The sequence below is a fragment of the Colwellia aquaemaris genome (assembly GCF_057548755.1).
Window position 1 is genome coordinate 63,875 of record NZ_BAAJLV010000008.1, and the last position, 24,280, is coordinate 88,154.

28 protein-coding genes are annotated in these 24,280 nt (G+C 38.8%); 24 read left to right on the forward strand and 4 right to left on the reverse strand.

Going from position 1 to position 24,280, the window contains the following annotated elements; genetic code table 11:
* Positions 1-10 precede the first annotated feature (10 nt).
* Positions 11-667: an XRE family transcriptional regulator gene (locus AC27HL_RS17295; RefSeq protein ID WP_487082303.1), complete on the reverse strand. Its 657-nt coding sequence runs from the start codon at positions 665-667 to the stop codon at positions 11-13.
* Between the two features lie 114 nt (positions 668-781).
* Between AC27HL_RS17295 and AC27HL_RS17300 the strand changes: the two genes are divergently transcribed.
* The 13 genes from AC27HL_RS17300 to AC27HL_RS17360 all read left to right on the forward strand — a co-directional run bounded on the left by AC27HL_RS17300 (position 782) and on the right by AC27HL_RS17360 (position 9,893).
* A complete protein-coding gene (locus AC27HL_RS17300) occupies positions 782-1,039 on the forward strand; it encodes a pyocin activator PrtN family protein (protein WP_487082304.1) in 258 nt (85 codons plus the stop codon).
* 117 nt (positions 1,040-1,156) lie between these two features.
* A complete protein-coding gene (locus AC27HL_RS17305; RefSeq protein ID WP_487082305.1) occupies positions 1,157-1,357 on the forward strand; it encodes a hypothetical protein in 201 nt (66 codons plus the stop codon).
* Entirely contained in the window at positions 1,347-2,759 is a 1,413-nt protein-coding gene (locus AC27HL_RS17310; protein WP_487082306.1) for a replication initiation factor domain-containing protein, read from the forward strand. The genes AC27HL_RS17305 and AC27HL_RS17310 overlap by 11 nt, the downstream gene beginning before the upstream one ends.
* A gap of 39 nt (positions 2,760-2,798) precedes the next feature.
* Positions 2,799-3,113 carry a hypothetical protein gene (locus AC27HL_RS17315; protein WP_487082307.1) on the forward strand — a complete coding sequence of 105 codons (315 nt, stop codon included), beginning with the start codon at positions 2,799-2,801 and terminating at the stop codon, positions 3,111-3,113.
* Positions 3,114-3,128: 15 nt separating this feature from the next.
* Positions 3,129-3,326: a hypothetical protein gene (locus AC27HL_RS17320; RefSeq protein ID WP_487082308.1), complete on the forward strand. Its 198-nt coding sequence runs from the start codon at positions 3,129-3,131 to the stop codon at positions 3,324-3,326.
* A 249-nt stretch (positions 3,327-3,575) separates the two neighbouring features.
* Positions 3,576-3,896, forward strand: coding sequence for a hypothetical protein (locus AC27HL_RS17325; RefSeq protein ID WP_487082309.1), 321 nt, complete (start codon positions 3,576-3,578; stop codon positions 3,894-3,896).
* A 37-nt stretch (positions 3,897-3,933) separates the two neighbouring features.
* Positions 3,934-4,149 carry a hypothetical protein gene (locus AC27HL_RS17330; protein ID WP_487082310.1) on the forward strand — a complete coding sequence of 72 codons (216 nt, stop codon included), beginning with the start codon at positions 3,934-3,936 and terminating at the stop codon, positions 4,147-4,149.
* Between the two features lie 62 nt (positions 4,150-4,211).
* Positions 4,212-5,939 carry a hypothetical protein gene (locus tag AC27HL_RS17335; protein WP_487082311.1) on the forward strand — a complete coding sequence of 576 codons (1,728 nt, stop codon included), beginning with the start codon at positions 4,212-4,214 and terminating at the stop codon, positions 5,937-5,939.
* A complete protein-coding gene (locus AC27HL_RS17340) occupies positions 5,939-6,361 on the forward strand; it encodes a DUF2523 family protein (RefSeq protein ID WP_487082312.1) in 423 nt (140 codons plus the stop codon). Before AC27HL_RS17335 ends, AC27HL_RS17340 begins: the two co-directional genes overlap by 1 nt.
* Positions 6,361-7,698: a zonular occludens toxin domain-containing protein gene (locus AC27HL_RS17345; protein WP_487082313.1), complete on the forward strand. Its 1,338-nt coding sequence runs from the start codon at positions 6,361-6,363 to the stop codon at positions 7,696-7,698. The genes AC27HL_RS17340 and AC27HL_RS17345 overlap by 1 nt, the downstream gene beginning before the upstream one ends.
* A 132-nt stretch (positions 7,699-7,830) precedes the next feature.
* On the forward strand, positions 7,831-8,019 hold the full coding sequence (locus AC27HL_RS17350; RefSeq protein WP_487082314.1) for a hypothetical protein: 189 nt from the start codon (positions 7,831-7,833) through the stop codon (positions 8,017-8,019).
* A 180-nt stretch (positions 8,020-8,199) separates the two neighbouring features.
* The gene (locus tag AC27HL_RS17355) at positions 8,200-8,808 is read left to right on the forward strand and encodes a hypothetical protein (RefSeq protein ID WP_487082315.1); all 609 of its coding nucleotides are present in this window, start codon (positions 8,200-8,202) and stop codon (positions 8,806-8,808) included.
* A gap of 143 nt (positions 8,809-8,951) precedes the next feature.
* On the forward strand, positions 8,952-9,893 hold the full coding sequence (locus tag AC27HL_RS17360) for a hypothetical protein (protein ID WP_487082316.1): 942 nt from the start codon (positions 8,952-8,954) through the stop codon (positions 9,891-9,893).
* A 9-nt stretch (positions 9,894-9,902) separates the two neighbouring features.
* Here the strand turns inward: AC27HL_RS17360 and AC27HL_RS17365 are convergent, their stop codons facing one another.
* Complete coding sequence (locus AC27HL_RS17365; protein ID WP_487082317.1) at positions 9,903-10,970, reverse strand: tyrosine-type recombinase/integrase; 1,068 nt, start codon at positions 10,968-10,970, stop codon at positions 9,903-9,905.
* A 176-nt stretch (positions 10,971-11,146) separates the two neighbouring features.
* Between AC27HL_RS17365 and dusA the strand changes: the two genes are divergently transcribed.
* The 8 genes from dusA (at position 11,147) to AC27HL_RS17405 (ending at position 16,765) form a co-directional block, all read left to right on the forward strand.
* A complete protein-coding gene (dusA, locus tag AC27HL_RS17370; protein WP_487082370.1) occupies positions 11,147-12,106 on the forward strand; it encodes a tRNA dihydrouridine(20/20a) synthase DusA in 960 nt (319 codons plus the stop codon).
* Positions 12,107-12,797: 691 nt separating this feature from the next.
* Positions 12,798-13,649, forward strand: coding sequence for a sulfurtransferase (locus tag AC27HL_RS17375; protein ID WP_487082318.1), 852 nt, complete (start codon positions 12,798-12,800; stop codon positions 13,647-13,649).
* Between the two features lie 346 nt (positions 13,650-13,995).
* Positions 13,996-14,289 (forward strand): hypothetical protein, encoded by a 294-nt coding sequence (locus AC27HL_RS17380; RefSeq protein ID WP_487082319.1) that lies wholly within the window; start codon positions 13,996-13,998, stop codon positions 14,287-14,289.
* 13 nt (positions 14,290-14,302) lie between these two features.
* A complete protein-coding gene (gene pspA, locus AC27HL_RS17385) occupies positions 14,303-14,965 on the forward strand; it encodes a phage shock protein PspA (RefSeq protein ID WP_487082320.1) in 663 nt (220 codons plus the stop codon).
* Between the two features lie 20 nt (positions 14,966-14,985).
* Entirely contained in the window at positions 14,986-15,117 is a 132-nt protein-coding gene (locus AC27HL_RS17390; protein WP_487082321.1) for a hypothetical protein, read from the forward strand.
* Between the two features lie 3 nt (positions 15,118-15,120).
* The gene (locus AC27HL_RS17395) at positions 15,121-15,342 is read left to right on the forward strand and encodes a PspC domain-containing protein (protein ID WP_487082322.1); all 222 of its coding nucleotides are present in this window, start codon (positions 15,121-15,123) and stop codon (positions 15,340-15,342) included.
* A 65-nt stretch (positions 15,343-15,407) separates the two neighbouring features.
* Positions 15,408-15,746, forward strand: a complete 339-nt coding sequence (locus tag AC27HL_RS17400) for a hypothetical protein (RefSeq protein ID WP_487082323.1) — start codon at positions 15,408-15,410, stop codon at positions 15,744-15,746.
* A gap of 41 nt (positions 15,747-15,787) precedes the next feature.
* A complete protein-coding gene (locus tag AC27HL_RS17405; protein ID WP_487082324.1) occupies positions 15,788-16,765 on the forward strand; it encodes a tetratricopeptide repeat protein in 978 nt (325 codons plus the stop codon).
* A gap of 90 nt (positions 16,766-16,855) precedes the next feature.
* Here the strand turns inward: AC27HL_RS17405 and AC27HL_RS17410 are convergent, their stop codons facing one another.
* A complete protein-coding gene (locus tag AC27HL_RS17410) occupies positions 16,856-17,593 on the reverse strand; it encodes an enoyl-CoA hydratase-related protein (RefSeq protein WP_487082325.1) in 738 nt (245 codons plus the stop codon).
* A gap of 69 nt (positions 17,594-17,662) precedes the next feature.
* On the opposite strand from AC27HL_RS17410, the gene AC27HL_RS17415 reads away from it, so the two are divergent.
* Genes AC27HL_RS17415 through AC27HL_RS17425 form a run of 3 tightly spaced genes read left to right on the forward strand, consistent with a single transcriptional unit; the run spans position 17,663 to position 19,909 of the window.
* Positions 17,663-18,133: a copper chaperone PCu(A)C gene (locus AC27HL_RS17415; protein WP_487082326.1), complete on the forward strand. Its 471-nt coding sequence runs from the start codon at positions 17,663-17,665 to the stop codon at positions 18,131-18,133.
* A 9-nt stretch (positions 18,134-18,142) separates the two neighbouring features.
* The gene (locus AC27HL_RS17420) at positions 18,143-19,135 is read left to right on the forward strand and encodes a DUF2333 family protein (RefSeq protein ID WP_487082327.1); all 993 of its coding nucleotides are present in this window, start codon (positions 18,143-18,145) and stop codon (positions 19,133-19,135) included.
* Positions 19,136-19,141: 6 nt separating this feature from the next.
* A complete protein-coding gene (locus AC27HL_RS17425) occupies positions 19,142-19,909 on the forward strand; it encodes a TIGR04219 family outer membrane beta-barrel protein (RefSeq protein ID WP_487082328.1) in 768 nt (255 codons plus the stop codon).
* Positions 19,910-20,368: 459 nt separating this feature from the next.
* On the opposite strand, the gene AC27HL_RS17430 is transcribed toward AC27HL_RS17425, so the two are convergent.
* A complete protein-coding gene (locus AC27HL_RS17430) occupies positions 20,369-24,202 on the reverse strand; it encodes a S8 family serine peptidase (protein WP_487082329.1) in 3,834 nt (1,277 codons plus the stop codon).
* Between the last annotated feature and the right edge of the window lie 78 nt (positions 24,203-24,280).

A 24,280-nucleotide genomic window follows, 5' to 3' on the forward strand; every position in this document is an offset into this window, starting at 1 on the left:
TACTTTTTAACTACATTCTTTGACCTGACCACACTACACGGCCAATTAGCTCTATATCTGTTCCGTTTAAATGCTTTTTGTTAATTTCCCACGGTTCATACATGTTGTTATCAGATTTAACTTTGATAATGCCACCGGGTAATGACTGTAAGCGTTTAACTAACAAATTATTGTCATGACGCATTACGTAAATACCGTCACTAATGCCATTCAAATTACGGTTAACCATAATCATGGCGCCGTTCTTCAATGTTGGGTACATACTGTCACCGTCTACCAACATCAAAAATACATCATTTGGGTTTACACCAATTTCTTTATTTAACCATTCTGGTTCAAAACTAATTAAGTGCGTTTGATCTTCTGATTGGACTAATGTTCCATCACCAGCTGAGGCTTTAACCTCGTAGAAAGGTAAGTTTATATGACCAGAAATTTTTTCTTCTGGTTCCATATTAAGATTTTCAGTTCCAGTCATTAACCATAAAATATGATCTTTTAGTATTGGTGTAGCAATTATTTTATCAATTACTGAAATACCTACATTCGAAAATCCACCTTCAATTTTCTTTAATGTACTCAATGATATACCTGTTATTTCAGAAAAGTCAGGCTGAGTTTTATTTAGAGACTCACGTAGAATTTTTATTTTTCTACCATAATTCATTTGACATGGTTCCATATATGGATTTATGATTGCCCTACGTTCTATTTATGGAACTGTATGGCGACTGTAATCGCTTTGAATTGCTTTAACCGCAAATAATTACATAGGTGTTATATGAATACAAACTTTGCATTGCTCGCTAGGTACCAAACACCAGTGGTTGAACTGAAACAGGTATGCGAAGAATTCTTCGGCATAAAACCAAAAACAGCAGAGCAAAAAGCAAAAGGGTGCGATTTTCCCATTCCGACATTCAAATTACGAGATTCGGAGCGCAGCCCAACATTAATAAAACTTGAAGACCTCGCAGAGTATATCGACAAGCGTTACGACGCAGCCCAAAGCGAATGGAAACAAGTACATAACCTATAACGCTAATACATTTCAGTATCGCGTATAGAAAACAAAATTAACAGTTTGCTAGGTAAATTTCGACAAAACCATTTAGCAAATAAATTTAAAAACAGATGTTTAAAGGAATGTATTCCAGTGACTAAAGATATCTACTTTCAAAAAGAAGCATGGGGCGATGTGGCTATTCAGCACCAAGGCGACGTGCATCACTTTTCGAACTTAATATCCTTAATCGCATTCTTACAACCCATCTACGGCCAAGACTTCAACTTAATTGAAGTAACCGACGACAACTGGCAAGAGCTTCATGATTCGGGGGCGTTTGATGACCAGTAATTTCAAGTCACGCACACGTGCAACAAACAACAAACCCGTTACCAACATTCCGTGTAAAGTGGATGCGCTTTCTTTAACGTGGTCACCTGAAGGGCTACTGCGTGTTAAACATCTCGCCAAAATTGGCGCTTGTGTCAAAACAGGCATTATCACCGAGGCCAAAGAAAACTCGCTTACTCGCCGTTTAAACTTACTTGAACGTACCAAGAACGAACAACTCATTAGCGCTAACGCTTTTGATACTTCGGCTTATCAAAACATACTCGATATTTACGATGATGCTTGTAAAAAAATTACCCGTGAATATAACGAGCGCAGTTACAAAAACTTAGACCTTTCCAGCTTAACGCTGGCCGAAAGTGAAGTGGCTGCTCGTCATGAATTAAACCACATGCTTAAGGGCGAACTAGAAGTTGATACCGCAACCACATACGGCGACCGTTTAGATAACTTGCTCGATAACATCGGCATTAACATGCTTGATACCTTGTGCTGTGGTGAAGCTGAACGTTTTGTGTGTCGCCTTAATCATGTATTCACATCTGAAACCTACATGTGGACAGTACAAAACAATGCTGCAGGGCGTTTTAATTACACCTATTCAGCCAACCTTTATGCTGATGGTGAACACGCTGGCATTATTTGTTGGGGTGGTAAAAACCTTGGCTGTTATGTTTCTTTCATGGGACTAGGTTGTGATGCCTTAGACCTCTCGCGTCTTTACGATGAAGTTAAGCACATTCCTGAAATCAAAATTACCCGTATTGATTTAGCGCATGATGATTTTAGTGGCTCGCGCTCAGTAAATGTTGCCCGTAAATATGCCAAAAAGGGCGGCTTCTGCTCTGGCGGCAGACCAGCTGTTTACATGTATATCGAATCAGGCCACTTAACCAAAAAAGTTAAAAAAGAACTCTGCAAAGACTTTCGCTTTATACCTGATAAAGGTCGCTCGCTGTATGTTGGCTCGCGTGAGTCAGGCAAGTTATTACGGGTTTACGAGAAAGGCATTCAAATGGGTGACCCAAATGATAAATGGGTACGTTGGGAATTAGAGCTGCATTCTAGCCAACGGGTTATTCCTCTTGAAACCATGATTAAACCCAGTGAATACCTTGCAGGGGCATATCCGGCATTAGCGTTTTTAAATGCAGAGCAAAGCGTTATTAAAACCACCATTAAAAAAGCAAAAATGACCGTTGACCGTATTATTGAAAACCAAGTTATTTCGACTCGTAAGGCCATCAACATGATGCGTGTACTTTGCGATATGTCAGACAGCGACATAATTGGAAAATTCTTACAAGGCATTACCGAGCCTTACAGCAGGGCATGGCTACCTGACAGGTTATCAATTCCGATATCTGAACAGGAGTATTTAGACCAGTTACAAGCAACGTAAACCAAATTCAAACCACCTAAACGAAAATAGGAAATTATTATGTCAGTACTAAAAAACATTGTTGTTCTATCCGTAAAACTTGGCTCAGGCACATCTAACAAATCAGGTGCGCCTAAGCCATATCAATTCGCCAATGTGACTTACGCAAAACCAGCGCAAGACTTTCAAAACGAGCAACACAACATTCAGCAAGCAGGCTTTGACACCCAAGAAGTTAACATGGCTTTTGATGTTGGCCTGTTCAATAACTTCAAACAAAACTGCCCGTTCTTGCAGCCGATTAACTTAATTCTTGATGCCGACCCTGAAAACCCAGCACGAAATATTGTGTCAGGTTTTGAGCCAGTTAAGTAAGTAGGCAAGTAACTGATGACCTTCTCCGACTTACATCAAGCAATGAAATGTATCGAGCTTCTTACCATTGAAGAATTGATGCTTTTTATGTCGCTAATCGCTGAATTAGAGCAATCTAAATCACGAAAAATAGCTGACTTGAGTGTCGGGGAAGTGTACTCACTCATTGAGCTTTTTATCTCTGAATTGCCACGTCAACACAGGTTTAAATGATTTTATGATGACTAACCATCGAGCTTATAGCAAGGACGCTTCCTACTTCACATCACACACCTTATTACTCGCCGAGCGCGATATTAAAGATGTGATGTTTCACTGCTCGTGCGGCTGGCAAGGTAGCGAAATGGAACTCGATGTCATGACCAAAATTAACATGGTCTGTTGTCCTATCTGTCACAACGATGATGTGCGTGTGCTTAATGAGGTTGAGTAGTGAAATTGATTAGTGAGGTTGAGTAGCCAGTGAAAAAACTCGTACTACTGATGCTGTTAATAACCAGTACATTCCTAAGCGCTAACGCACATGCTGCTTACTGCGTACGCGAAATGAACAACGGCAACTTACGCATTGATAGTACTTCAGTAGAAAACTGCCCCAGTGAGCTAATACTACTGAGCAAGTCTGATTATGACGCGATAAATATTGACTCCATTATCGCCACACTAATCGACTTATTTGAATTTTCGGCTGAGGACTTTGCGTTCTTTAACGCCATTTGCTTAGTCGGATTTATTACGGGTCACTCTATAGGTCGCGTGGCACGTATTTTTGGTAAGACCTAAACACTTAAATTGAAACAACCCTGAAGGGGAAAATATTATGAAAGAACGTTTACAAGGTTGGAAAATGAAAGTTGGTGCTGGCTTAACAGCAGCGGGTGTATCAATGAGCTCTTTTGCTGCTGACCACTCTGCAACAATCACAGCAGCTGGTGCAGACGGTGAAACCAATACCACGGCGGCTGTTGTTGCCATCTTAGGTATCGTGGCCGTGATTACGGGTGTGACTTACGTTATCAAGTTCTTATCTCGTTAAGATGCTCACGTCCTTGATGTTCGCGACCATATTTACTTACTGCTTTGTTGAGGGGTTCTCCAGTGGCATACGCGCAAGCTAACTGTGGTCGCAGCATCACATCAAAAGCGGCTTTACTAGTCGCTTTTTTTGCTTCATTTTTTACAATCGCACAAGAAGAAGCAGATCCATTTAAAGATGGAACGATAGATCTTAAATCACCTGATAAAAAGATTTTTTATGAGTTTAACTGTGTGTCAAGTTCGGGAGGTGAATATCGTAGTGGGCCTCATTCTTCTGATTCTCCTGAGCCGTCCGCTCAAATACCTTCATGTGTAGCTATTGGTCAACAAATTGCTGATGAAATCCCCAAAGATGATATTTGTAATAGCAATACAGTGTCTTATGTTATTGAAGGGGCGGCATTACGCTTCACTGTTGAAGTTAAAAAATGGAAATTTAACAAGTGTACGACTGTTGAATACACTCAATCATATTTTGTCCAACAACTAGGCTCTAAAGAAGCTGAAAGTTGTCCTCCACTTGGTTTTCCGCTTTACATTGCAAGCTATGATACCGGTGAAGATTCTTTTATGTGTTATGACCCAGCTCAATATGAGCAATACCTATTAGAACAATCTGAAAATAAAAGTGTTGATGATTTTTGTCGTCGACTAGTTTTAGATTCGGGTAACAATACGGGGGATTCATTATGTTATACCGCACCCAGCGGTGTGTCTTGTGATGTAGTACGCCAATCAGGTAGTGACTATTCCTATTATATAGGGGCAGGTCAAAACATCGAGGGTTGCGCGGTATCGGACGACCCGCCTTATGATGGTGTAGGTACAGGGGATGGTAGTGACGGTTGTTTCTCTAGCGGTGGCATTAACTATTGTGAGGCCAACAAGAGTCAGCACTGTACTAACGTTCAAGGCTCAGAAATTTGTGATGATGGTTGCTTAGAAACTCAGGCGGGTTTTTATTGTGACGCAGCAAGACATCCCGATGTTGGTGAGGGGGATTCTGATTATTTTGATGATAATGGCACATGCTCTGTTGTTGCTGGCTCTGCTTACAAAGGTATTTGTGAAGAACTCGGTGGTACGTGGGATAAGTCTGGAGATTATACTCAAACATCATGCCCACCTACTAGCATTGCCGGTACATGCTCTGTGGCTATTTCAGGTGGTTGCGCGTCTTGCCTTGATTCCGGTGGGGAATGGACACCCGATCCCAATGCTGACCTAACGAATACTGAAAAAGGTTTACAAGACATTGCAGCATTGACTCAAGATACTAATGACAACCTGAGAACTCTAGAGCTAACCAACCGCAAAGGTAACGAAGCATTAATCTCTACCATCAAAAGTGGTAATGACAAACTTATTGATGCAGTAAAAAGTGTGAGAACGGTTGTTGCAGGTGGCGGTGGCTCAGGTGCTGTGGTGGCCAAGCTGGATGAAATTGAAGAAAAGAAAAAATACACCACCACGACACAAGATAAAGACAAATCTAAGTTCAATTCTATGTTTGATGAGGCAGCCATTGCCAAACTCAAGACGGAAGTTGAAGCATTACAAACTGAGCTCAGTACACAAATTAATACCATCAAAGGCGAAGCATCAACACTTATGAGCATTACCGTGCCTTCGGCTTCTGGCTATACCGCCCGTAATTTAAGTCTCACCCAAGGCACTTTTGATATTTCCTTAAGTCGTTTCAGCTCATTCTTTGCCTTATTGGCTGCGCCTATTCTATTAGGTTGCTCAATCCTTGCGGCTTTCATTATCTTAGGAGGAAAAGACTAATGTTTCGTTTAACACTGTCCCGCTCAGCGCTTTTACTTACGCTCCTGTTAACGCCTTGTTTGGTTTTCGCTCAAGAGTACAAAGACGTTGCGGGTACTTCGCAAATGCTCGCCGATGAAATAGGCGATTACTGGACGTACGTTTTTGATGATATTCCAACGATGATAGAGCGTTTTTGGGCTTGGCTTATAGTGTTTGCTGTTAAGGTCAAGATTTACAATCAAATTGAGTTCATGAAATTTTCTTGGGGCATCGCCAAAGTCATTATTGCTGACTTAAACATCATGAGCCAAATCACCGCCAATATGTCACTACTGCCACAAGATGTACGACAAGCCTTTGTCGATATGCGTTTATTCGATGGCATTAACTTAATTCTTAATGCCTATGTTACTAAATTTGTCATGAGGTTATTTAGCTAATGGCTGCACATATTTTTCATGGCCCTCCTGGTTCGTTCAAATCTGCCAGTGTGGTTTGGTTTCGTGTCCTTGAAGCACTTCGCCAAGGTCGCTTAGTCGTCACCAACATTGAAGGCATGTGTACCAAAGAAACCATTGAAATAGAACTCAACGAAACCTTCCCACAAGGGGCGGACATTTGGCGTTTATCGTCTCAAAGTAGTAAAGGCCAATACCTATGGCGTCGTTGGTTTTGGTGGATGCCCGTTAAAGCCTTTATCGTCATGGACGAAGTCCAAGACATCTTCCCAGCCGATACGACCGTATTCAAACCGATTGAATTTGATGTACCTAAAGACCAACTCGGTATTGAAGTCATTAAAGAGAAATTGCCCGAAAAATTCTATGACTACTACATCAAAGAACTAACCACGTTCTCACCTGAAGTCGACGATGATTTAATTGATGATTCAGGGGAAGTGGTACTCGATACCAATGGCAACATGATTTATCCACGCACCATGCGTGAAGCCAACATGCGTCACCGCAAATACAATTGGGACATTGTGTACTGCACACCTGAAATTACCGAAATACATAAACTCGTTCGCTCTGTCTGCGAATTTGCTTACGGCCATAAATACTATGAAATGCTCGAATTCATTCCTTACTACAAACGCAGGGTACGTATCCATGAACACAGCCCCAAATCAACCGGACACCCCAAAAAGAAAGACGACCCCACCAAATGGCGGAAAATCCCACTCGACGTTCACAAGCTTTATCGAAGTACCTCAACTGGAAACGTCAGTAGCAATGGAGGAGGCGTTGCCGCGCTCAAAGATCCTACTTTTATTTTTACAATCGCCATACTGGTTCTTTGTATCAGTTATGCGACATGGTGGGGCTTTTTTCAAACTGACGACAAGGTGGTTGTTCAAGAGTCTCAAAAAAGCCATCAAGAAAACCCTCAAGTTTCTGGCAAGGCCACTGCTGAAACTCCTCGTTTTTTTGGTGATACTGACCCTGATACGAATAATAATGAAAACGCTGTTTCTTTAGGGCTACCGTATAATGCCACCAAGATATATTTCACGGGTTATCTTGATGTGGTGCTTAACAAAGACAAAAAGTACAAAGAGTACTTCTTCACCTTAACCGAACAGCAAAACGAAATAGCCATTAACAGCACTGACCTTCAGTTCTTCGGTATCAAAGTGCATTACATCAATGAATGCGCCGTTGAATTATCGCGAGGTAAGAAAAAACGCATTGTTTATTGCACCCCAAGAACCATTAACAACAGACCCACGAATAATTCCACACCACAAAGCCCGTCATTACTCTCAGCTAACTAATCAAAAAGTCGCTCTCAAGGACGAGGGCGAAGCCTGAGCAACGAGGACGTGTGAGCGCGTCACTAACCTTGATATTTTCACATCATGAGCGATAGTTAATATTGCAGTGTCAGTAAACAAGGAATGTTTATCATGAATAAAGAGCAATTCAATCGCTTTAATCGACTGTCAGAGAAAGTCCTCACCGAAACAGCCACGCCATATGAAGTCAAAGAGTTTAACTATCTGCTTAAACTCTGGAATGAATCTACAGAATTTAATTTCATCAATCGGGTGCATATGTACAAGATTGTTAGTGAAGCACCAGAAGAAAAACGGTAACGCCAAATTTGACTGAGGTTGTGAACTTGTTCACGTTCTATGAAAATTTGGGGTTGGATGTCAAAAATATTACAGGGTATTACACGCTGTAGAAGGTCTGTAATTGTTTTGTTATGTTTCTAGGCTTTTAAAAGCATTTCATAGTTAGGCATTGCTTATCTAGTTTTAAAAGGAATTATCATGTCTGTTCAAATTATATCGTTTATATCATCATTAATAGTTGCTGGAATTACTGTTCCTCTTCTCATCTCAAGGTTGCAAATGATGTCTTTGAAATATCATACGTTAAATTTGGAACATTATGAAAAGCTTCGGTTGTTGTGTGGTAAAAATGCCTTAGATAATTTAAGTACATTATTAGTTGCCTTAAGTCCTGTAACTCGACGTGAAATAAGACCAGAACACATTGAATGGTTTTTATATACACCCGGAGCTTATTCATACATTAAAAAATTTGCTCAATGCAAACGATACCTTTCAATTGATATGCAAAATAATAAGTTTCAATGGAATGAAAAGTTTTCTAGTAGGGCTAGTAGGTTTAAAGAGCATGTTATTTTGTTTTCGGTATACGTTGTTGTAGGCACTATCGGGGCTCTCCCTTTAATAAATTATGAAATAATTATTGAAGATTTTGGTTTGATGTCATTGGCTCTATTTCTTGTGCTTAGTTTGTTTTGTATCCCTACTTCTTTGTTGATGCTTTGGTTATTAACTCGAATTGATGAAGCAAAAAACTTAACTAATTCTGAAGTATTTATTAATACCATAAAAGAACCCCCGTTCTAGTAATACGGGGGTAAAGTATCTCAGTTGCATTGTCGAGTTCGTAAGCTCTAAAGATTTGTAAATGCTTAATTTTGGACTATTATTTGTTAAAGTTTGTTGGAAATGGTTTGAAAGGCCTTAATTTCATTTAAAGGGATTTAAGTATGAAAAAGTTAATGTTAGCTTTTGTAGGTTTAATTATCTCAGGGTGTGTATCTTTCACTCCATTAGAAATATCTAATTATGTTGACACCGAAAATGCCAAAGGATGCACTAATAACCCAGTATGTAATGCGCGTAATTATGCCTCAAAAGTTAGTCAGAGTTATAAATCGCGGGTAATGAAGACATATAAAGATAATAATGATTATGATTCTTGGATTTTAAACCTAGTTACGCTCGGGATAGGTGCTGAAGTATCAAATCTGCATTCAGATGTATTAAAAACTACGGCAATTGGTCTTGGGTATCAATCATCTCGTAAGACGTATCAAAGTATTCCTTTTCAATTGCAGATTTATACAAGTGCAATTACTTCTGCTCAGTGTGTTTACGATAGTTCAGAACGTTTAGCCGAAGGTCATAAGCATTTAACCAGTATTGGTGATATTTATAATAAACTAATTAGTCATAGGAGTACTTTTGAAAGTAATAGAGCCAAAATGATTACTCTTATTACTGCAGAAGCCCCTGAATTAGGTAGTTATGATGCTTTTAAAGTTTATTTAGACCGAGCGATAGATTTATCACAGCGATCATATGACGCTTTAGATCGTGCGGACTCCACAATTATCCGTTCGATACAAAAGGTTGATATTACAATATTGAAAAGATTTAATGGTCAGCTACCTGATATTAATGAGATTACTAATCAATTGAGACAAAAAATATCTGAAAATATAGTATTGGAAGAAAAAGGGGGAGTTGCAAAGGTTTCAGATTCTGGAATAATTGTTGCTGCCGCTAACAAGGCAGGCAAAGCGTATGATTTTTTAATTCCAACGGTGAAAGAAGTCATTGATTTGATTAACAAGCTAACTGACTTTAGAGTCGAAAGGTATATTAAAGATTCTAATCTTGTAGAAGCTTGCGCTACATCTATCTAATGCTTATTTTCATTTAAACTTTTTATGTAATTTATGTGGAAACAACTGCGTATAAACCTGCCAAAGAACATTCAAGTTTCTATGCCCTGTGACTTGAGCTACTTCTTCAATGGAGTAGCCTTGTTCAAATAACCTGCTTGCTCCTTCACGTCTTAAGTCGTGATATCGTAAGTCTTCAATGCCTAATTCGTTTCTAACACGTTGAAATCCTGCAGTTACACTTTTAGGGTTATACGGAAAAATAAATTCACTGTTATTAGGTTGCCTAATGGCAATATTAAATGATTCACCTAATAGCGGAGCAATCATGTGATTACCTTCTTTTTTTCTTGGATCTTTCCTGTCACGAATAAGTACTGTTTTATTTTCTCGATTTAAGTCTTCCCATTTTATTTTGCATACTTCACCAATGCGCATACAGGTTAAAATGCTAAATTCTAATATATCGAGATAAGGTATTCTTATTTGGCCATTGGCCTTTTGGCTTTGTCTTTTTTCTAAGCCTATCTTCAATTTATCTAATTCAACTTGAGTAGGGCGCCTAGTTCTTCTTTCACTTTTACCTATTAACTTCATGTCAATTAAGGTTGGCAAAGCTTCATCAAAGATTTGGTAGTTAGCTTCGATATTAAATACAGGATAGGCTTTTTTCATCACTCCACGTAAATATGAAATGTCGTGATAGATAGTTACTGGTTTTGTTCCCGCTTCACGTCTCTCTTTGCAATGTTTAATTAAGTCACTACTTTTTAGTTTGTTACTCTGAATTTTGGCTATATCACAGTCGCGGAGCATTAATATTACGTAACGTTTAGTTCTGCCTGTGTTTTCCCATAAGCTTTCATCGTTAACGTATAAATCTATTAGGTCAGCAAGAGATACAGCTTTTTTAATTCCTAACTCTTCGCTTTCAATTTCTTGTACTCGCTTTTTACCGTAAATTCGGGCTAATTCTTTTTTACGGAATGTTTTGGATTCTCGGTGTATAATCGCGTTGTTTTTTTTAACAACGATTCCACAGCGGTAACTGAAGTCACCATTGGCTCTAGCGCGTTTTGTAATTGTGAATGATGCCATCGAAAATCCTACTCTTTAATGGTGTACATATGGTGTACCATAGATCGAAATTGAAGGTAATTCAAAGCAATTCATGGTAATTCATACAGTAGTTTTTGTAAGGTGAATAAGTGTTAAACCCAGTAAAACCAATAAACTCAACAAATTCAATTAGTCACAAGCTTTCCATAGCACCCATGCTGGATTGGACTGATCGCCATTGTCGTTATTTTTATCGCGTTATGTCGAAGCAGACTGTGCTGTATACCGAAATGGTCACCACAGGTGCCATTTTGTTTGGTAAAGGCAACTACTTAGAATATAACGAGCAAGAGCATCCAGTGGTATTGCAACTTGGCGGTAGTGATGTAAAAGCGATGACGGAATGCGCAAAAATAGCCGAGCAGCATGGCTATGATGAAATTAACATTAATGTTGGTTGTCCGTCAGACCGTGTGCAAAACGGTATGTTTGGCGCATGTTTAATGGCTGAACCACAGTTGGTTGCTGATTGTGTGGCAAGTATGCAAAATGCCACGAATGTACCTATTACGGTGAAGTCTCGTATTGGTATTGATGACTTAGACAGCTATGAGTTTTTACATAAGTTTTTAACAACCGTAAGTGCCGCTGGGTGTCAGCACTTTATTATTCATGCGCGCAAAGCTTGGTTAAGTGGATTAAGTCCTAAGCAAAATAGAGATATTCCACCGCTGGATTATCAAAGAGTTTATCAAGTTAAGCGTGACTTTCCTGCGTTAGAAATTTCAATTAATGGCGGCATTAAAAGTTACACTGAGGCCAATGAGCATTTGCAGCATATTGACGGTGTAATGATAGGCCGAGAAGTTTATCAAAACCCTTACATGTTGGCAGAAGCTGATAACGCCATTTGGCAGGCCAATACGGCGGTAAAATCACGACAAGTTATTGTTAATGAAATGGCTGAGTATATTGACCGTAACGTGGCTAATGGTGGTCGTGCATGGCACGTTATTAGGCATATGTTGGGATTATGCAATGGTTTGGCTGGCGCTAAACAATTTCGCCGTTTTTTAAGTGAAAATTGTAGCGGTAAGGAAGTCACTGGTGATATTTTGCACCAAGCTTTTGCTAATGTAGTAAGGCTAAACCCTGAGTTAAATGTTAGCGAATAACCTCTAGAATTTATCTTATGGAATGCGTTGTTGTAACGACTCTCCTTTTTTAGAAAATCCCGATATCGGTATATGGCTTCTCGATTTCGGGACATTTTATACGACAAATGCCGTGAAATTTCTGAAATTGATATAAATTAGCTATTAATTAGTTAATTTAACCACATTGACCATTAAATAAGGAATATTTAACAAATTCAGCAAAATTGTAAAAATTAAATTCACATTAAAAACAATTGGTTAGTATTTTTTTCGATCCTTGGCACAACCTTTGTAAGTGTTTATGCAACTTAATTAGTAACAATTTAAAAATGTTACGATAAAACTGCTTAAAAGGATTGATGCAATGCCAAGTTTAACTGTGTTATTTACTTTATTTATGTTGCCGGGTGTATGTATGTTAGCAACGTCTTTTGTTGTTGCTCGTTTAGAGCAAGGTAAAAATTCATTATTGTCGTAAGGTGAGTGTAAATAAAAACCTTACGGCATTTTTATTTAATGCTTATTTTTGCTGCTACACATTTGTTTTTTATATAAAGCGATTTTCTTAAATTTCCCTGTTGTTTTGCTAATTATTATCATACTTAGCACTGTTCAAAATTAAATCATTTATGCCACGTTTTCCTGTGCTGTACATTCTGACTGAAGTCAGTTAATTTTGCATTATGTTAATCAGCATAGTGTTATTAAAATGACCCATTTCCAACAGTTAATTTCTTGTATTGATTTACATGCAATTTTAGATAGAGCCGATTTAGTATTATTAGATGCGAGTATGCCTCCGGTAGGGAATATGAAAGCCGCTGAATATAGTTGGCCAAAGCATACTATTCCTAATACCCGTCGATTCGACTTAAACAAAGACTTTTCTGATCTTGAAAGTAACATACCTCATACCATGCCATCAGCTGCACATTTTGAACGTGCCGCACAAGCATTAGGTATTAATCAACAAAGCCAAATTGTTATTTATGACGACCTGGGTTTATTTTCAGCCGCTAGAGCTTGGTATATGTTCAAAGCCATGGGACATAAAAATGTTGCAGTGTTAGATGGCGGATTACCTTATTGGGTTAAGTTGAATAAGCCATTAGTAAGCGCTGAAAGTAAAGATAAGTTAGTAATAGAAGGTGACTTTATAGCGACAGCTAAGGAAAACTATTTTTGTGATTGGCAAACTGTAGAGAAGCAAACGCAACAACAAACTGAGCTAATTCTTGATGCAAGAGCCAATGCGCGTTTTAAAGGCGAGGTTGCTGAACCTCGTGCTGGTGTGCGCAGTGGTCATATTCCACATTCTAAAAACTTGCCTTTTAATGATTTATTAGAGCAAGGTGTATTTAAAAGCCGTGATGAAGTGGCTACCATATTTAAAAGCTTAAATGCTGACAATAAAGCTATGATTATGAGCTGTGGTTCGGGCGTTACGGCTTGTGTATTAGCGCTAGCCGCCAATATATGTGATTTGAATAATGTACGTGTTTACGATGGCTCTTGGAGTGAATGGGGCTCACTCGAGCATACCCAAGTTGAAAAAGGCTAACTGTAACTAAAGCCTAATACCAATTTAGGTTACATTTCTTAAATTGATGGCGGTAGCCCGCCATTTTCATTTATATCTTATTTGCTACTTCGCTTTCCCTTTCTAAATTCACCTTCCTATTTTGGTTGGTCAATTTCACTAACCTTGATGATAATATTGACCATATTTTCGTGTGACATATTATGTCGCGATTGGGTGGTTTTTATGTTGAGAAATTAAAATGCCTAAATAACAATATGTTAAAGGTTTTTAAGCAGTTGGCACAGCACTTGTAATAGTAATATCAGAAATCAACAAGAAGAGCTAATCGTTAGTTTTTCATGTGACAGACATAAGGATATTAATAATGAAACTATTACAAAGTAAACACGCTTTAAGCACCGTTTTATTATCTTGTACGTTGCTATTTACAGTAGGTGCTTCGGCACAAGAGGCTTCACTGGAAAGAAGCTTAGCAGCAACAGTACAGGCACAAGGACAAAAGGTTGCACGTGATTTATCTGCAGAAGTCTCAAATTCAATTAAAGCTGAGCTGCAACGATTTTCAATGCGCTACACCTTAGTAAGCAGTCAAGACGTGGCAACAGTTACAAAGCAAAGTAAATTACGTCAACAAAAACAACAAACTTCAGAAGAGTAATAGGAGAAAAACCATGGGCATGTTTTCACGATTCACAGATATTGTTAATGCGAACATTAATTCGATGCTAGATAAAGCAGAAAACCCTGAAAAAATGATCAAGTTGATTATTCAGGAAATGGAAGAAACTCTAGTTGAAGTACGTTCAACAGCCGCGAAGCACATTGCGGAAAAGAAAACGGTAATGCGCAATATTCGTGATATGGAAAGTCGTGTTGCTAATTGGCAGCAAAAAGCGGAGCTAGCGATAACTAAAGGTCGCGAAGATTTAGCTAAGTCAGCGTTAGTAGAAAAACAAAGCTGTGCACAAAAATTAGCTGAATTTAATGAAGAGCTAAGCCAGTTTGATGAATTTTTAACAGCGGTTCAACAAGACGGGCAACGCTTGCAAGATAAATTAAGCGAAGCAAAACGTAAGCAAGAAGCCTATGCCATGCGTCAACAGTCAGCACAAGTTCGCTTGAAAGTTCGTGAAAAAGCAGCGGTTTACAATATCGATGAAGCTATTAGCAAGTTTGAGCGCTACCAGCAAAAAATCGACCGTGTTGAAGCAGAAGTTGAAGCTTACGATATGACTACCGCAAAAGATTTAGATAGCCAGTTTCGTGAATTAGAAACTAATGAAAACATCGAGCAAGAGCTTGAGCAACTTAAGAAAAAAGTTGTTAACGGTTAAGAAATTGGCAAGGTATTAACGTGGCATTTTCATCGTGGTTAATTGCTGGTGTGATGTTTATTACACCAGTGGTTAGTTTCTTTATCGGTGCTGGGCTACTAGTTATTTTTAAGTTGATGTTCAAAGATACCAAAATTGGACATGAGGAGTAAAAAATGAGTTTTAATCGCGAATATTCAGTAAATAAAACCTTAACGAAAGATACGGTTCATAAGAAGTTGTCAGGCGTTTGTGGTGGTATTGCCAAGCACTATAACGTACCTCGTATTGCGGTTAGAGCTGGTGCCATTGTTGCCTTGCTAATGTTCCCTGTAGCTACAGGTGTTGCTTACTTAGTTGCAACATTATTAATGCCGTCGAAAACAAGTAGATATTAACTTTCTGTTGCAGGAGTAGTATTTAATTTTAGTGCTAGCAGGCGCTTTATAACGAGGGAGAGCCAATGTCATTCTTTAAATCATTATTTTTAGCAATTTTTGCCACCATGTTTTTAACTTATGTTTTGGGCACGAGTTTGATTGAGCTACTTGATGTAGATATATACATTGGCGAACAATTGATTGAACCATTAAAGGCAATTAGTATCTCAGCATTAGTTGTAGTGTTATTGGTATTGGTTGCATTGGCTATTGCCATGAGTGTATTTGGCTCGCTAATATTTGTCGCTATATTGCTGTTAGGTGGCGGTGCTATGTTGTTGATTGGTGTATTTTGGCCAATTATTTTAATCGCAATGGTAATTTGGTTAGTGACACGAGATAAAAGAGCAGCTCAATATTAACATTGCTTAATATGATGAATAAGAAAAATACAGGACGTAAAATGAAAAGAAAATTGGTGGCGTTAGTAATTGCTAGCAGCGTAAGTATGGTAAGTGTTGCCGATATTAACGAAGTGCAACAGGCATTAGAGGCTGAGGATAAAGTTGCTGCGCAATACGCGTTTGATGAATTGTCAGCAGCTGAAAAAAACAGTATTGATGGAAAAGTATTAACCGGGCGACTAATGCTGGTTAAAGAAGATACCGAAGATGCATTTGATTACTTTGAAGAATTGCAGGATCAACATAGCAGCAATGTTGATGTAAATTATTATTTGGGTGTTAGTGCAGTAATAATGGCACAAAAAGCGAGTATTTTTTCCAAACTGGGTTACGCAAAAGACTTTATTAAAGCCATGGAAAAAACGATAGAACTGAAACCAGACCACCAAGATGCGCTTAATACCTTGATCGGATTCCATTTAAATGCGCCTAGTATTGCTGGTGGTGATACAGAGCAAGCGCTTACTTTTGCCAAGCAGCTTCAACAGTACGATGCTGAACAAGGCTATAGCCAAATAGCCAATGTTTATTGGCAAACAGAAAAGCCAGAACTTGCCAAGCAAACCATGGCCGAAGCTTTTGAAAAATACCCAAAAAGTGGCACTTTATATTTTACTCGTGCCATGGCGAGTATAGCCGATGAAGCTTGGCAAGATGCCAGAGCTGATTTAATTTTTGCGGTTAAATACGCAAAAGATGATGAGAAAAAAAGCCGAGCTTTGTATCAGCAAGGTAAAGTTTCGGTGAAGTCAGGTGATGAAACGGCATTGGGCATAGATGCTTTAACGCAAGCTTTACCGATTGCAGACAAACAATATAAGCCTTGGGTGAATTATCGTTTAGCGCAGTTGCATATTAATGAAAAGCAGCTAGCTAAAGCGGGAGACTTTATTGCAGCAATTGATGTAAGTGAAGATGAAGAGCTCGAAGATAAAGTGAAAAAACTGAAGAAAAAGTTGAAGAAACTTATTGGTTAAAAAACTGTGATGTAATGAATAAGCTGAACTTAATTCAGCTTATTTATATCTTTAACATTAAGCAAAGTTAAAGCCTTGCTACTTAAAATGTTATTTAAAAAAGCTATTGAGAATGGTTTTACATTCGTCGGTATTCACTAAACGTTTGAATTGCTCTGCTTCGTTTTCCATCACTTGTGGCAGTAACGCTTGAGTATGTGCTTTCATTAATTTTCGGCTAGTAAGTAATGAGTCTAATGGTAGTTTAGCAATGGCTTCTGCGGTATTAAGCGCAGTAGCTAAAAGTGCTTCGGCAGGGCAAATATCGTTAATTAAGCCGTATTCGAGTGCTTGTTCAGCGGTAAATAGTTTACCTAAAACCAGTAGTTCAAAAGCGCGATTATGGCCTAAACGCAACGGTAGTAATAAGCTTGAGCCAGCTTCTGGGCTTAAACCCAATTGCGTGAATGGTAGTTTAAATTTTGAATTATTTGCGGCATAAACCATGTCGCAATGTAATAATAGTGTGGTACCAATGCCAACGGCTGGGCCTGCAACAGCAGCAACGAGAGGTTTTTCTAAAGCAGCGAGCGCTTTAACAAGATCAAATGCTGCTAAGTCGCCACTTTCACTACATTTAATAAAGTCGTGTAGGTCGTTACCAGCGCAAAAGCATTTTTCATCACCTTGAATTAACACACAGCGAATATCGTCATTGCTGTTTGCTAATGTGAACAAGCGACAAAGCTCTATATACATATCATTGTTTAAGGCGTTTTTCTTGTCGAAACGGTTGATGGTAATTATGAGAACACCATTGTGTTCATTTGAAAGAATTAAGTTATCCATTTTGCTCGAGCTTAGTTACAATAGTGAAGCTGAATCATAATATGGATAAAAAAGGATGTATAGCGGCTTATGATTAATATACGTAAACCTATTTTTTTACTTGCGTTTTTAACAATTAACCTACTTTTTAATGTGAGTTTTGCCAACCAAGGATTGCAGGTCGCGGCGCAAGATGGCTATGTTAGGGAAACCATTCCTGGTACGAGTATTTCTTCGGCTTATATGACGCTGAATAACTCAACCAACAAAAACCGACGTTTGATTTCCGCCTCTAGTTCGGTAAGTAAGCGTATCGAAATTCATGAGCATATAATGAAAGATGGCATGATGCGCATGCGTCAACGAGATTCTGTGGAAATATTAGCTAACGATAGCACGGTATTTCAGCCATCAGGCTATCATTTGATGATATTTGATTTAAAACAACCACTAAAGGCCGGTGAAACTATTATCATCACGTTGCATTTTGATGATGAGTCGAGTCTTGATGTGAATTATCAGGTAAAAGGTCTTAAACAAAAGCAGCACCATCACCATTAGGAGTTTATTATGAGTGTTAATATTTCAACAAAGGCAGTGATATCTGCATTCTCCGGTTTAGTTATTATTTTATATTTTCTTGGTGTGTATTGGAGTTTTGAACCTGCTCAACTTGATATTCGTGAAGAAGTAACAAAAGCGGCCACAGCAGAAAATGTTGCGCCCGTTGTTGGTTATACAACTACTACGGCGTTGATCAGAGTGACCGAAACTTTGCTGAACAAGCCTGGTGGTTACTTAGCAAATGATGCCATTCCTCCTTCGGTTTTTCTTGATAATATTCCTGCGTGGGAACTTGGCGCGTTAGAAATGATTCGTGATATGGCGTTAGTTATGCGTCAGGAGTTTAGTCGTTCACAGTCACAATCAGTAGAAAATGTTAACTTAAAAGTTGCACAACCTCAGTTTAATATTGACCATACCAGTTGGGCTATTCCTAGTGCGGAAGGTGAATACCAAAAAGCGATTAAAGAGCTTTATGCTTACCGTACAGCATTAACACAAGTGAATAATCAGTCGGCACAATTTTATGCTCGCTCAGACAATTTACGCGGTTGGATTCAAGAGGCTACTAAACGCTTAGGTAGTTATTCTCAGCGTTTAAGTGCTAGTGTTGGTCGTGAGCAAATTAATGTTGATCTTGCTGGTGATAGTGTTGCGCAGCAGTCAACGTCTACCGCGAGCAGTATGCAATTAAAAACCAGTTGGTGGGCAATTGATAATGAATTTTACGAAGCGCGGGGCGCTTGCTGGGCTTTATTGCATTTTTTAAAAGCTATTGAAATTGATTTTAATGACGTATTAGAAAAGAAAAATGCTAAAGTAAGTGTACAGCAAATTATAAGAGAGCTAGAAGCAAGTCAGGAAGCTGTTTGGAGCCCTATGGTTCTTAATGGTGATGGTTTTGGCATGCTTGCCAATCATTCTTTAGTAATGGCAAATTATATATCACGTGCCAACGCAGCACTGATTGATTTAAACGACTTATTGAGTCAAGGGTAATAAAATATGAAAAAAATTGCATTAGCAGCAGCTTTAGCTACTGTTTTATCAACAAATGTACAAGCCGATGCCTTAGGTATTTATTTAGGTGGGCAAGTATGGGATAACCAGGCTTCAGGTACTTTTGGTGACGGTAGCTCGTTAGTTGACTTTAACTTAGTTGATGAAAAACAAAATAGCTTTTTCATTGCTTTTGAGCATCCATTGCCTCTCATACCAAATGCACGCATTGCGTCTACGTCTTTAGAAACTAACGGTACGACAACCCTTGATAGTGACTTTGAGTTTGACGATGAAACTTTCCTTAAAGACGCAAATGTAAATGCTGATTTTAACGTAAGTTATGTTGATTATACTTTGTATTATGAGTTGTTTGATAATGACTTATTATCATTTGATTTTGGTATCACTGGTCGTGACTTTGATGGTGATGTAACTGTATCTACACAAGTTACTACTAACTTAGGTACCGTAACTCAGTCTGATACTATTGCAGTGACAGATATTGTTCCTATGTTATACGTTGCGACAAATGTTGGCTTACCTTTAACAGGCTTAAATTTATATGCTCAAGGTAATTTCTTATCATTTGACGATCATACGCTATACGACTATGAAGTTGGGGTAAGCTACGAGCTTATCGACAACTTAGCTGTAGATGTTAACTTGAACGCAGGCTACCGCTCAGTTAAGTTAGAGCTAGAAGATTTAAATGACTTATATACAAATATTGAGTTTGATGGTGTATTTGTTGGTACTACCATCCACTTTTAATTTTTAGCGAATATTCAATTAAAAAGCAGGGCTGAGAAATCGGCCCTGCTTTTTTTGTTCTGAACTACAATAAAAGCTTGCTACTTAATCCCCGTAGTTATTTTGAATGCTGACGTTAGCGTGTTTCCACTTACAAACTAGCTCTATGCTTGCCATTTATTGATGAACGACTTATATAAACTAATTCCACCATCCACACATTTATTTATCTTTATATTTACTTATTTCTTTAATGTATTGGGTTAACTCGCCTACTTTATTAAGTATTAAACCTGAGTTTTATTGTGTCGCTTAAGGCTGTCTTACAGGCTTGGAGGCATAAGCCTAAGTTACGAGTTTTACTAACTGTGTGCGGAGATTGGTAGAGCAGGACTTTTGTTATTGCCAATAAAAAGCCATCAACATTACGTTGATGGCTTTAAGCTGTTTGTTATTTGTTAACTAACTTCTTCTATAATATTACGCTTTTTTACGACGTGTAAATAACATAGGAGTAAGTAGTAACATTAACCAACCAAATGAACCGCTAGATTTCTTATTAACGATTGAAGCAGAAGCGACAGTTGTATCAGTATTACCGTTTCCGTCATTAACAGTTAATTGGAAAGAAATAGTTTCGTCTTTCGATACTTTTGGTGCCTCAAAGCTAAATGATGCCGCACTTGCGTCGAAACTAACAGGAGTTCCTGATAGTTGTTTCCAAGAGTACGTTAACTCATCAGCATTTGCATCAGAAGATGTTGAACCATCAACAGTCATCGATGAACCTTCAGTTGCACTTGAAAGGCCTGTAATTGCAGCAACCGGTGCCACTTCAACCACACCAAATGTATATGTTGATTCAACTGTATTACTGCCTAGAGTATTTGAAAGTTTAACTTCGTTATTGGTACTTGCGGCACGTGGAATTAAATCAAAACCAACAGAAAGCGCTTCAGTTGACTCTCCTACAGTTCGAGTAATATTCCAAGTAATGGTATTACCAGAGACTTCACCGTCATTGTTAACATTAGCAATCTCTTGTCCTTCAGTAACTTCAGCAACTAAAGTGTAAACCTTATCGCTGTTAGTAAAGTTAGGAGCAATATTAAATGCTACAGGGTGTGCTTTACCTGGCATCATGTCTTGTACGCCATTGCTTAAGTCATCAGATACACTTTCTACAACATCAGCTTGACCTAAAGTGATTGACCAAGGTAAAACAAAATTGCTATCAGCATCTTTTAGTTCAATTAAACCGGCAGTGTTTGCAGCGCCAGTCCAGTTTAACGTTAAGTCAAAGTCATTGTCGTTTTGAACTATTGATGTTGTAACAACTTCACTAATTGAACCTTCTACAAGCTCAGTAGTTGAAACTTTTACGTCAACAGCATCAGTTGCGCCTGGCGCTGAAGCGGTATATGCATCAACTACAACATAGTAAGTATCTGCAGGAAGGTCTCTGATTGCTACTAACTCGTTTGATGTTGGAGATCCACTTGAACCAACTCTTGCAAATGATGAGTTTAAAATACGTAAGTCAGCATCAGGTGCTTCATCTGAGCTAGTAGAAAATACTGCCAAAGGTACTACTTCATCAAATGTAACAGTGAAGAATGCTAAATCACCGTCTGTAACTGCCAAAGTGCGCTCTTCGATAACTTTTGCTTCGTATGTCGTTGCAGTGATGTCACCGGTAAAGTCTTTAGATTTTAACCCAGTATAAGTAATAGAACCATCTGCACGGTTTGCAACAATAGCTGCATTAGCTGGTAAGTTATTACCTGATACTTGCACCATTACTGGCAATCTAGCATTAGGAGTGCCGTCAGAAGTTAATGTAACATCACCGAAATTCCACGTGTTTACTTCTGCTTCACTTACATTAGCTGTAACAGTAATAGTCTGCGTTTCCCCCGCTTTAATATCAAAGCTTTCAGGTGAAACAGTTAACGACATTTTGTTAGGAGTATCAGCATCTACTGCAGGTGTGTTTGTTGTAACAGCCCAGCTTGCATCTTTAGTTGCAGTAAAGGTACGAGTCCATGAACAAGTATCGATACACTTAGTGTTGGCCATTGATGGAATGTTTAATGAAGAAGGAACACCAGCAACTGCAGGATTTGCTTTAATATAGTTAGCAAAAGTTTCATCCATTATTAAACCAGTATTAGTCGCTAAGTTTACACGAATACTACCAGAACCCATATCAAATACATCAGCGCTTGTTTCACCATCTTCTTTACGTACATCTTGCGAAGCAGTTAACATTAATGCAGAACGAATATTATCAGGTGTCCAAGTTGGATGTGCTGACTTTAATACGGCACCAGCACCAGCAGTGTGAGGAGCTGACATTGATGTGCCGCTTAAAAAGCTGTAATCCGATGGAGCTGTTCCTGTAACATCATGACCGAATTGTTGATCAGAGTATGCCGCATAGATTGACACACCTGGAGCGGTTACCGATGGTGTCATAATATCAGCAACGGTATTATTTGGACCACGTGAAGAGAATGATGCCATATTATCGGCTTGACCCTCACCTATTACAGTAGTTGGATCGATTGATATATCCATTGCTGGATTGGCGGTCAATTCTGCTAGTAACAACTGAGCTGAAGTTTGAGAAATACCTATTGCAGGAATGGTAGTGTTTTCTAAGCCTGCCATACCAAATAAATCTGAAAAATCTCGATTGTTGTATACAATTACAGCTGTTGCACCCGCATCTGTTGCATGCGTTACTTTGTCAACAAAACTACAGCCACCACGGCTAATTAACGCTATTGCATCTTTAAATGCATCAGCGGCAAAAGCTGAACATCCTTCAAAGTTAGCTGCATCTACATCCATAGATGAAATTGGCGAGCCAACTAAAGTATCTGAAAGTGCTGTCGCTGAACTATCACGGAAAGAGTAAGTCTTATCATTAAATGTTAAAAATGATGCGACTACACGGCTATGAGTTGATGCACCAACAATGGTATACCAAGGTGCATTTTTAGACGTTGTATTAGCATCTGGGCCATCGTTACCCGCTGAAACAGCAGAGAATATACCAGCTTGTTGTGCGGCTAAAAAGCCTAGCTCAGTTGAGCTAGTCCATGGGTTTCCACCACCACTAATTGAATAGTTTAGAACATCTACGCCATCTGTTATTGCATCATCTAATGCCGCAATAATTGCAGCACCCGGACAGCCTGAGTAAGTGTCACCACGGTCGCCTGGTCGACAAATCTGATAAGATACAATATTAGCATGTGGAGCAACGCCGGACATTTGCTCAAATGTAATACTTTCATTTACAATGCCATCGCTTTCTGCTTTTCCAGTATCTGGAGCATGAAGATGAACATTATTTAAAATATTACCACCTGCAGTGCTCGCTGTATGTGAGCCATGGCCGCCGTAATCTTCACCATTTTTAGCTGGTGGGTTATCTCCAAATACAGCAACGTCATCATAAAGGTCTGTTATTACTGAGTATGAGCGAACGCCAATTAATTTGTCATTACATAACTCAGCAAAATCTCCAGCACAATCCCCGACATATTTACCAGCACCCCACGGGTTAGTATGATCATAGCCGTCTCCACCTACGTCAGCAAACGACGCGTGGTCTGTATTTACACCACTGTCAATTACACCGATAATTACACCTTCACCCATATTGGTGGCAGTAGGGCCTTCACCTTGCCATACTTGTGGTGCGCCGATATGTGTTGGGCCGGTATCTGTTTCCATGTACTCCATTCGTTCACGTTCAACAAATGCCACATCACTTAAAGTTGATAATTTAGCCGCTTCAGCTTGTGTTAAACGCAATGCCATACCATTGAATGCATTCTTGTATTGAAGAAGGACTTTAGTTTGTTTACCTAACTTAGAAGCAGCATGAGTAAGAAACTCTTTTTGCTTGCTTTCTAAATAATTAGTGTACTGAACAGCAGCTTTAGATTTTGTATCTAGTCTTAACTCATTGCGAACTTGTTGAGAAGACATTTTGCTATTTGCTAATTTTGCAAATAGCTCTTTTTTAGCAATTTTAGGATTTGTTGCCGATAAACCAGCAATACTACCGTCATAAGTAGCCAGTGGCATATCTTTTAAACGCACAATATAGGTGTATTGTCCGGCTGCCAAATCTTCTTCAAAAAAGAATTTTTTTGTAACAGTATTGTTAATTGACGACTTTGCTTTACTTGGTGCAGTTAAAGCTAATGATTGGCGAACATCATTAGCGCTCGCCATTGAGCTTAATGATACTGACATTAAGGCTGTAGAAACAGCTAATGCGACTTTATTTCTCACTGGTTATCTCCTTTGCACTTTCAATAAGTGCCTTTATTATTCTGTAGCTGAAACGTTAATCTCTATTCCCTGAATTCA

Bases quoted from the DNA above. Each gene is read 5' to 3' on its own strand.
- AC27HL_RS17415 (WP_487082326.1), top strand. From the start codon at position 17,663: ATGATTAATATACGTAAACCTATTTTTTTACTTGCGTTTTTAACAATT.
- AC27HL_RS17410 (WP_487082325.1), bottom strand. From the start codon at position 17,593: ATGGATAACTTAATTCTTTCAAATGAACACAATGGTGTTCTCATAATT.
- AC27HL_RS17330 (WP_487082310.1), top strand. From the start codon at position 3,934: ATGAAAGAACGTTTACAAGGTTGGAAAATGAAAGTTGGTGCTGGCTTA.
- AC27HL_RS17315 (WP_487082307.1), top strand. From the start codon at position 2,799: ATGTCAGTACTAAAAAACATTGTTGTTCTATCCGTAAAACTTGGCTCA.
- AC27HL_RS17420 (WP_487082327.1), top strand. From the start codon at position 18,143: ATGAGTGTTAATATTTCAACAAAGGCAGTGATATCTGCATTCTCCGGT.
- AC27HL_RS17405 (WP_487082324.1), top strand. From the start codon at position 15,788: ATGAAAAGAAAATTGGTGGCGTTAGTAATTGCTAGCAGCGTAAGTATG.
- AC27HL_RS17380 (WP_487082319.1), top strand. From the start codon at position 13,996: ATGAAACTATTACAAAGTAAACACGCTTTAAGCACCGTTTTATTATCT.
- AC27HL_RS17365 (WP_487082317.1), bottom strand. From the start codon at position 10,970: ATGGCATCATTCACAATTACAAAACGCGCTAGAGCCAATGGTGACTTC.
- AC27HL_RS17350 (WP_487082314.1), top strand. From the start codon at position 7,831: ATGAATAAAGAGCAATTCAATCGCTTTAATCGACTGTCAGAGAAAGTC.
- AC27HL_RS17320 (WP_487082308.1), top strand. From the start codon at position 3,129: ATGACCTTCTCCGACTTACATCAAGCAATGAAATGTATCGAGCTTCTT.
- AC27HL_RS17375 (WP_487082318.1), top strand. From the start codon at position 12,798: ATGACCCATTTCCAACAGTTAATTTCTTGTATTGATTTACATGCAATT.
- AC27HL_RS17395 (WP_487082322.1), top strand. From the start codon at position 15,121: ATGAGTTTTAATCGCGAATATTCAGTAAATAAAACCTTAACGAAAGAT.
- AC27HL_RS17295 (WP_487082303.1), bottom strand. From the start codon at position 667: ATGAATTATGGTAGAAAAATAAAAATTCTACGTGAGTCTCTAAATAAA.
- AC27HL_RS17360 (WP_487082316.1), top strand. From the start codon at position 8,952: ATGAAAAAGTTAATGTTAGCTTTTGTAGGTTTAATTATCTCAGGGTGT.
- AC27HL_RS17400 (WP_487082323.1), top strand. From the start codon at position 15,408: ATGTCATTCTTTAAATCATTATTTTTAGCAATTTTTGCCACCATGTTT.
- AC27HL_RS17300 (WP_487082304.1), top strand. From the start codon at position 782: ATGAATACAAACTTTGCATTGCTCGCTAGGTACCAAACACCAGTGGTT.
- AC27HL_RS17310 (WP_487082306.1), top strand. From the start codon at position 1,347: ATGACCAGTAATTTCAAGTCACGCACACGTGCAACAAACAACAAACCC.
- AC27HL_RS17355 (WP_487082315.1), top strand. From the start codon at position 8,200: ATGTCTGTTCAAATTATATCGTTTATATCATCATTAATAGTTGCTGGA.
- AC27HL_RS17340 (WP_487082312.1), top strand. From the start codon at position 5,939: ATGTTTCGTTTAACACTGTCCCGCTCAGCGCTTTTACTTACGCTCCTG.
- dusA (WP_487082370.1), top strand. From the start codon at position 11,147: ATGCTGGATTGGACTGATCGCCATTGTCGTTATTTTTATCGCGTTATG.
- pspA (WP_487082320.1), top strand. From the start codon at position 14,303: ATGGGCATGTTTTCACGATTCACAGATATTGTTAATGCGAACATTAAT.
- AC27HL_RS17345 (WP_487082313.1), top strand. From the start codon at position 6,361: ATGGCTGCACATATTTTTCATGGCCCTCCTGGTTCGTTCAAATCTGCC.
- AC27HL_RS17425 (WP_487082328.1), top strand. From the start codon at position 19,142: ATGAAAAAAATTGCATTAGCAGCAGCTTTAGCTACTGTTTTATCAACA.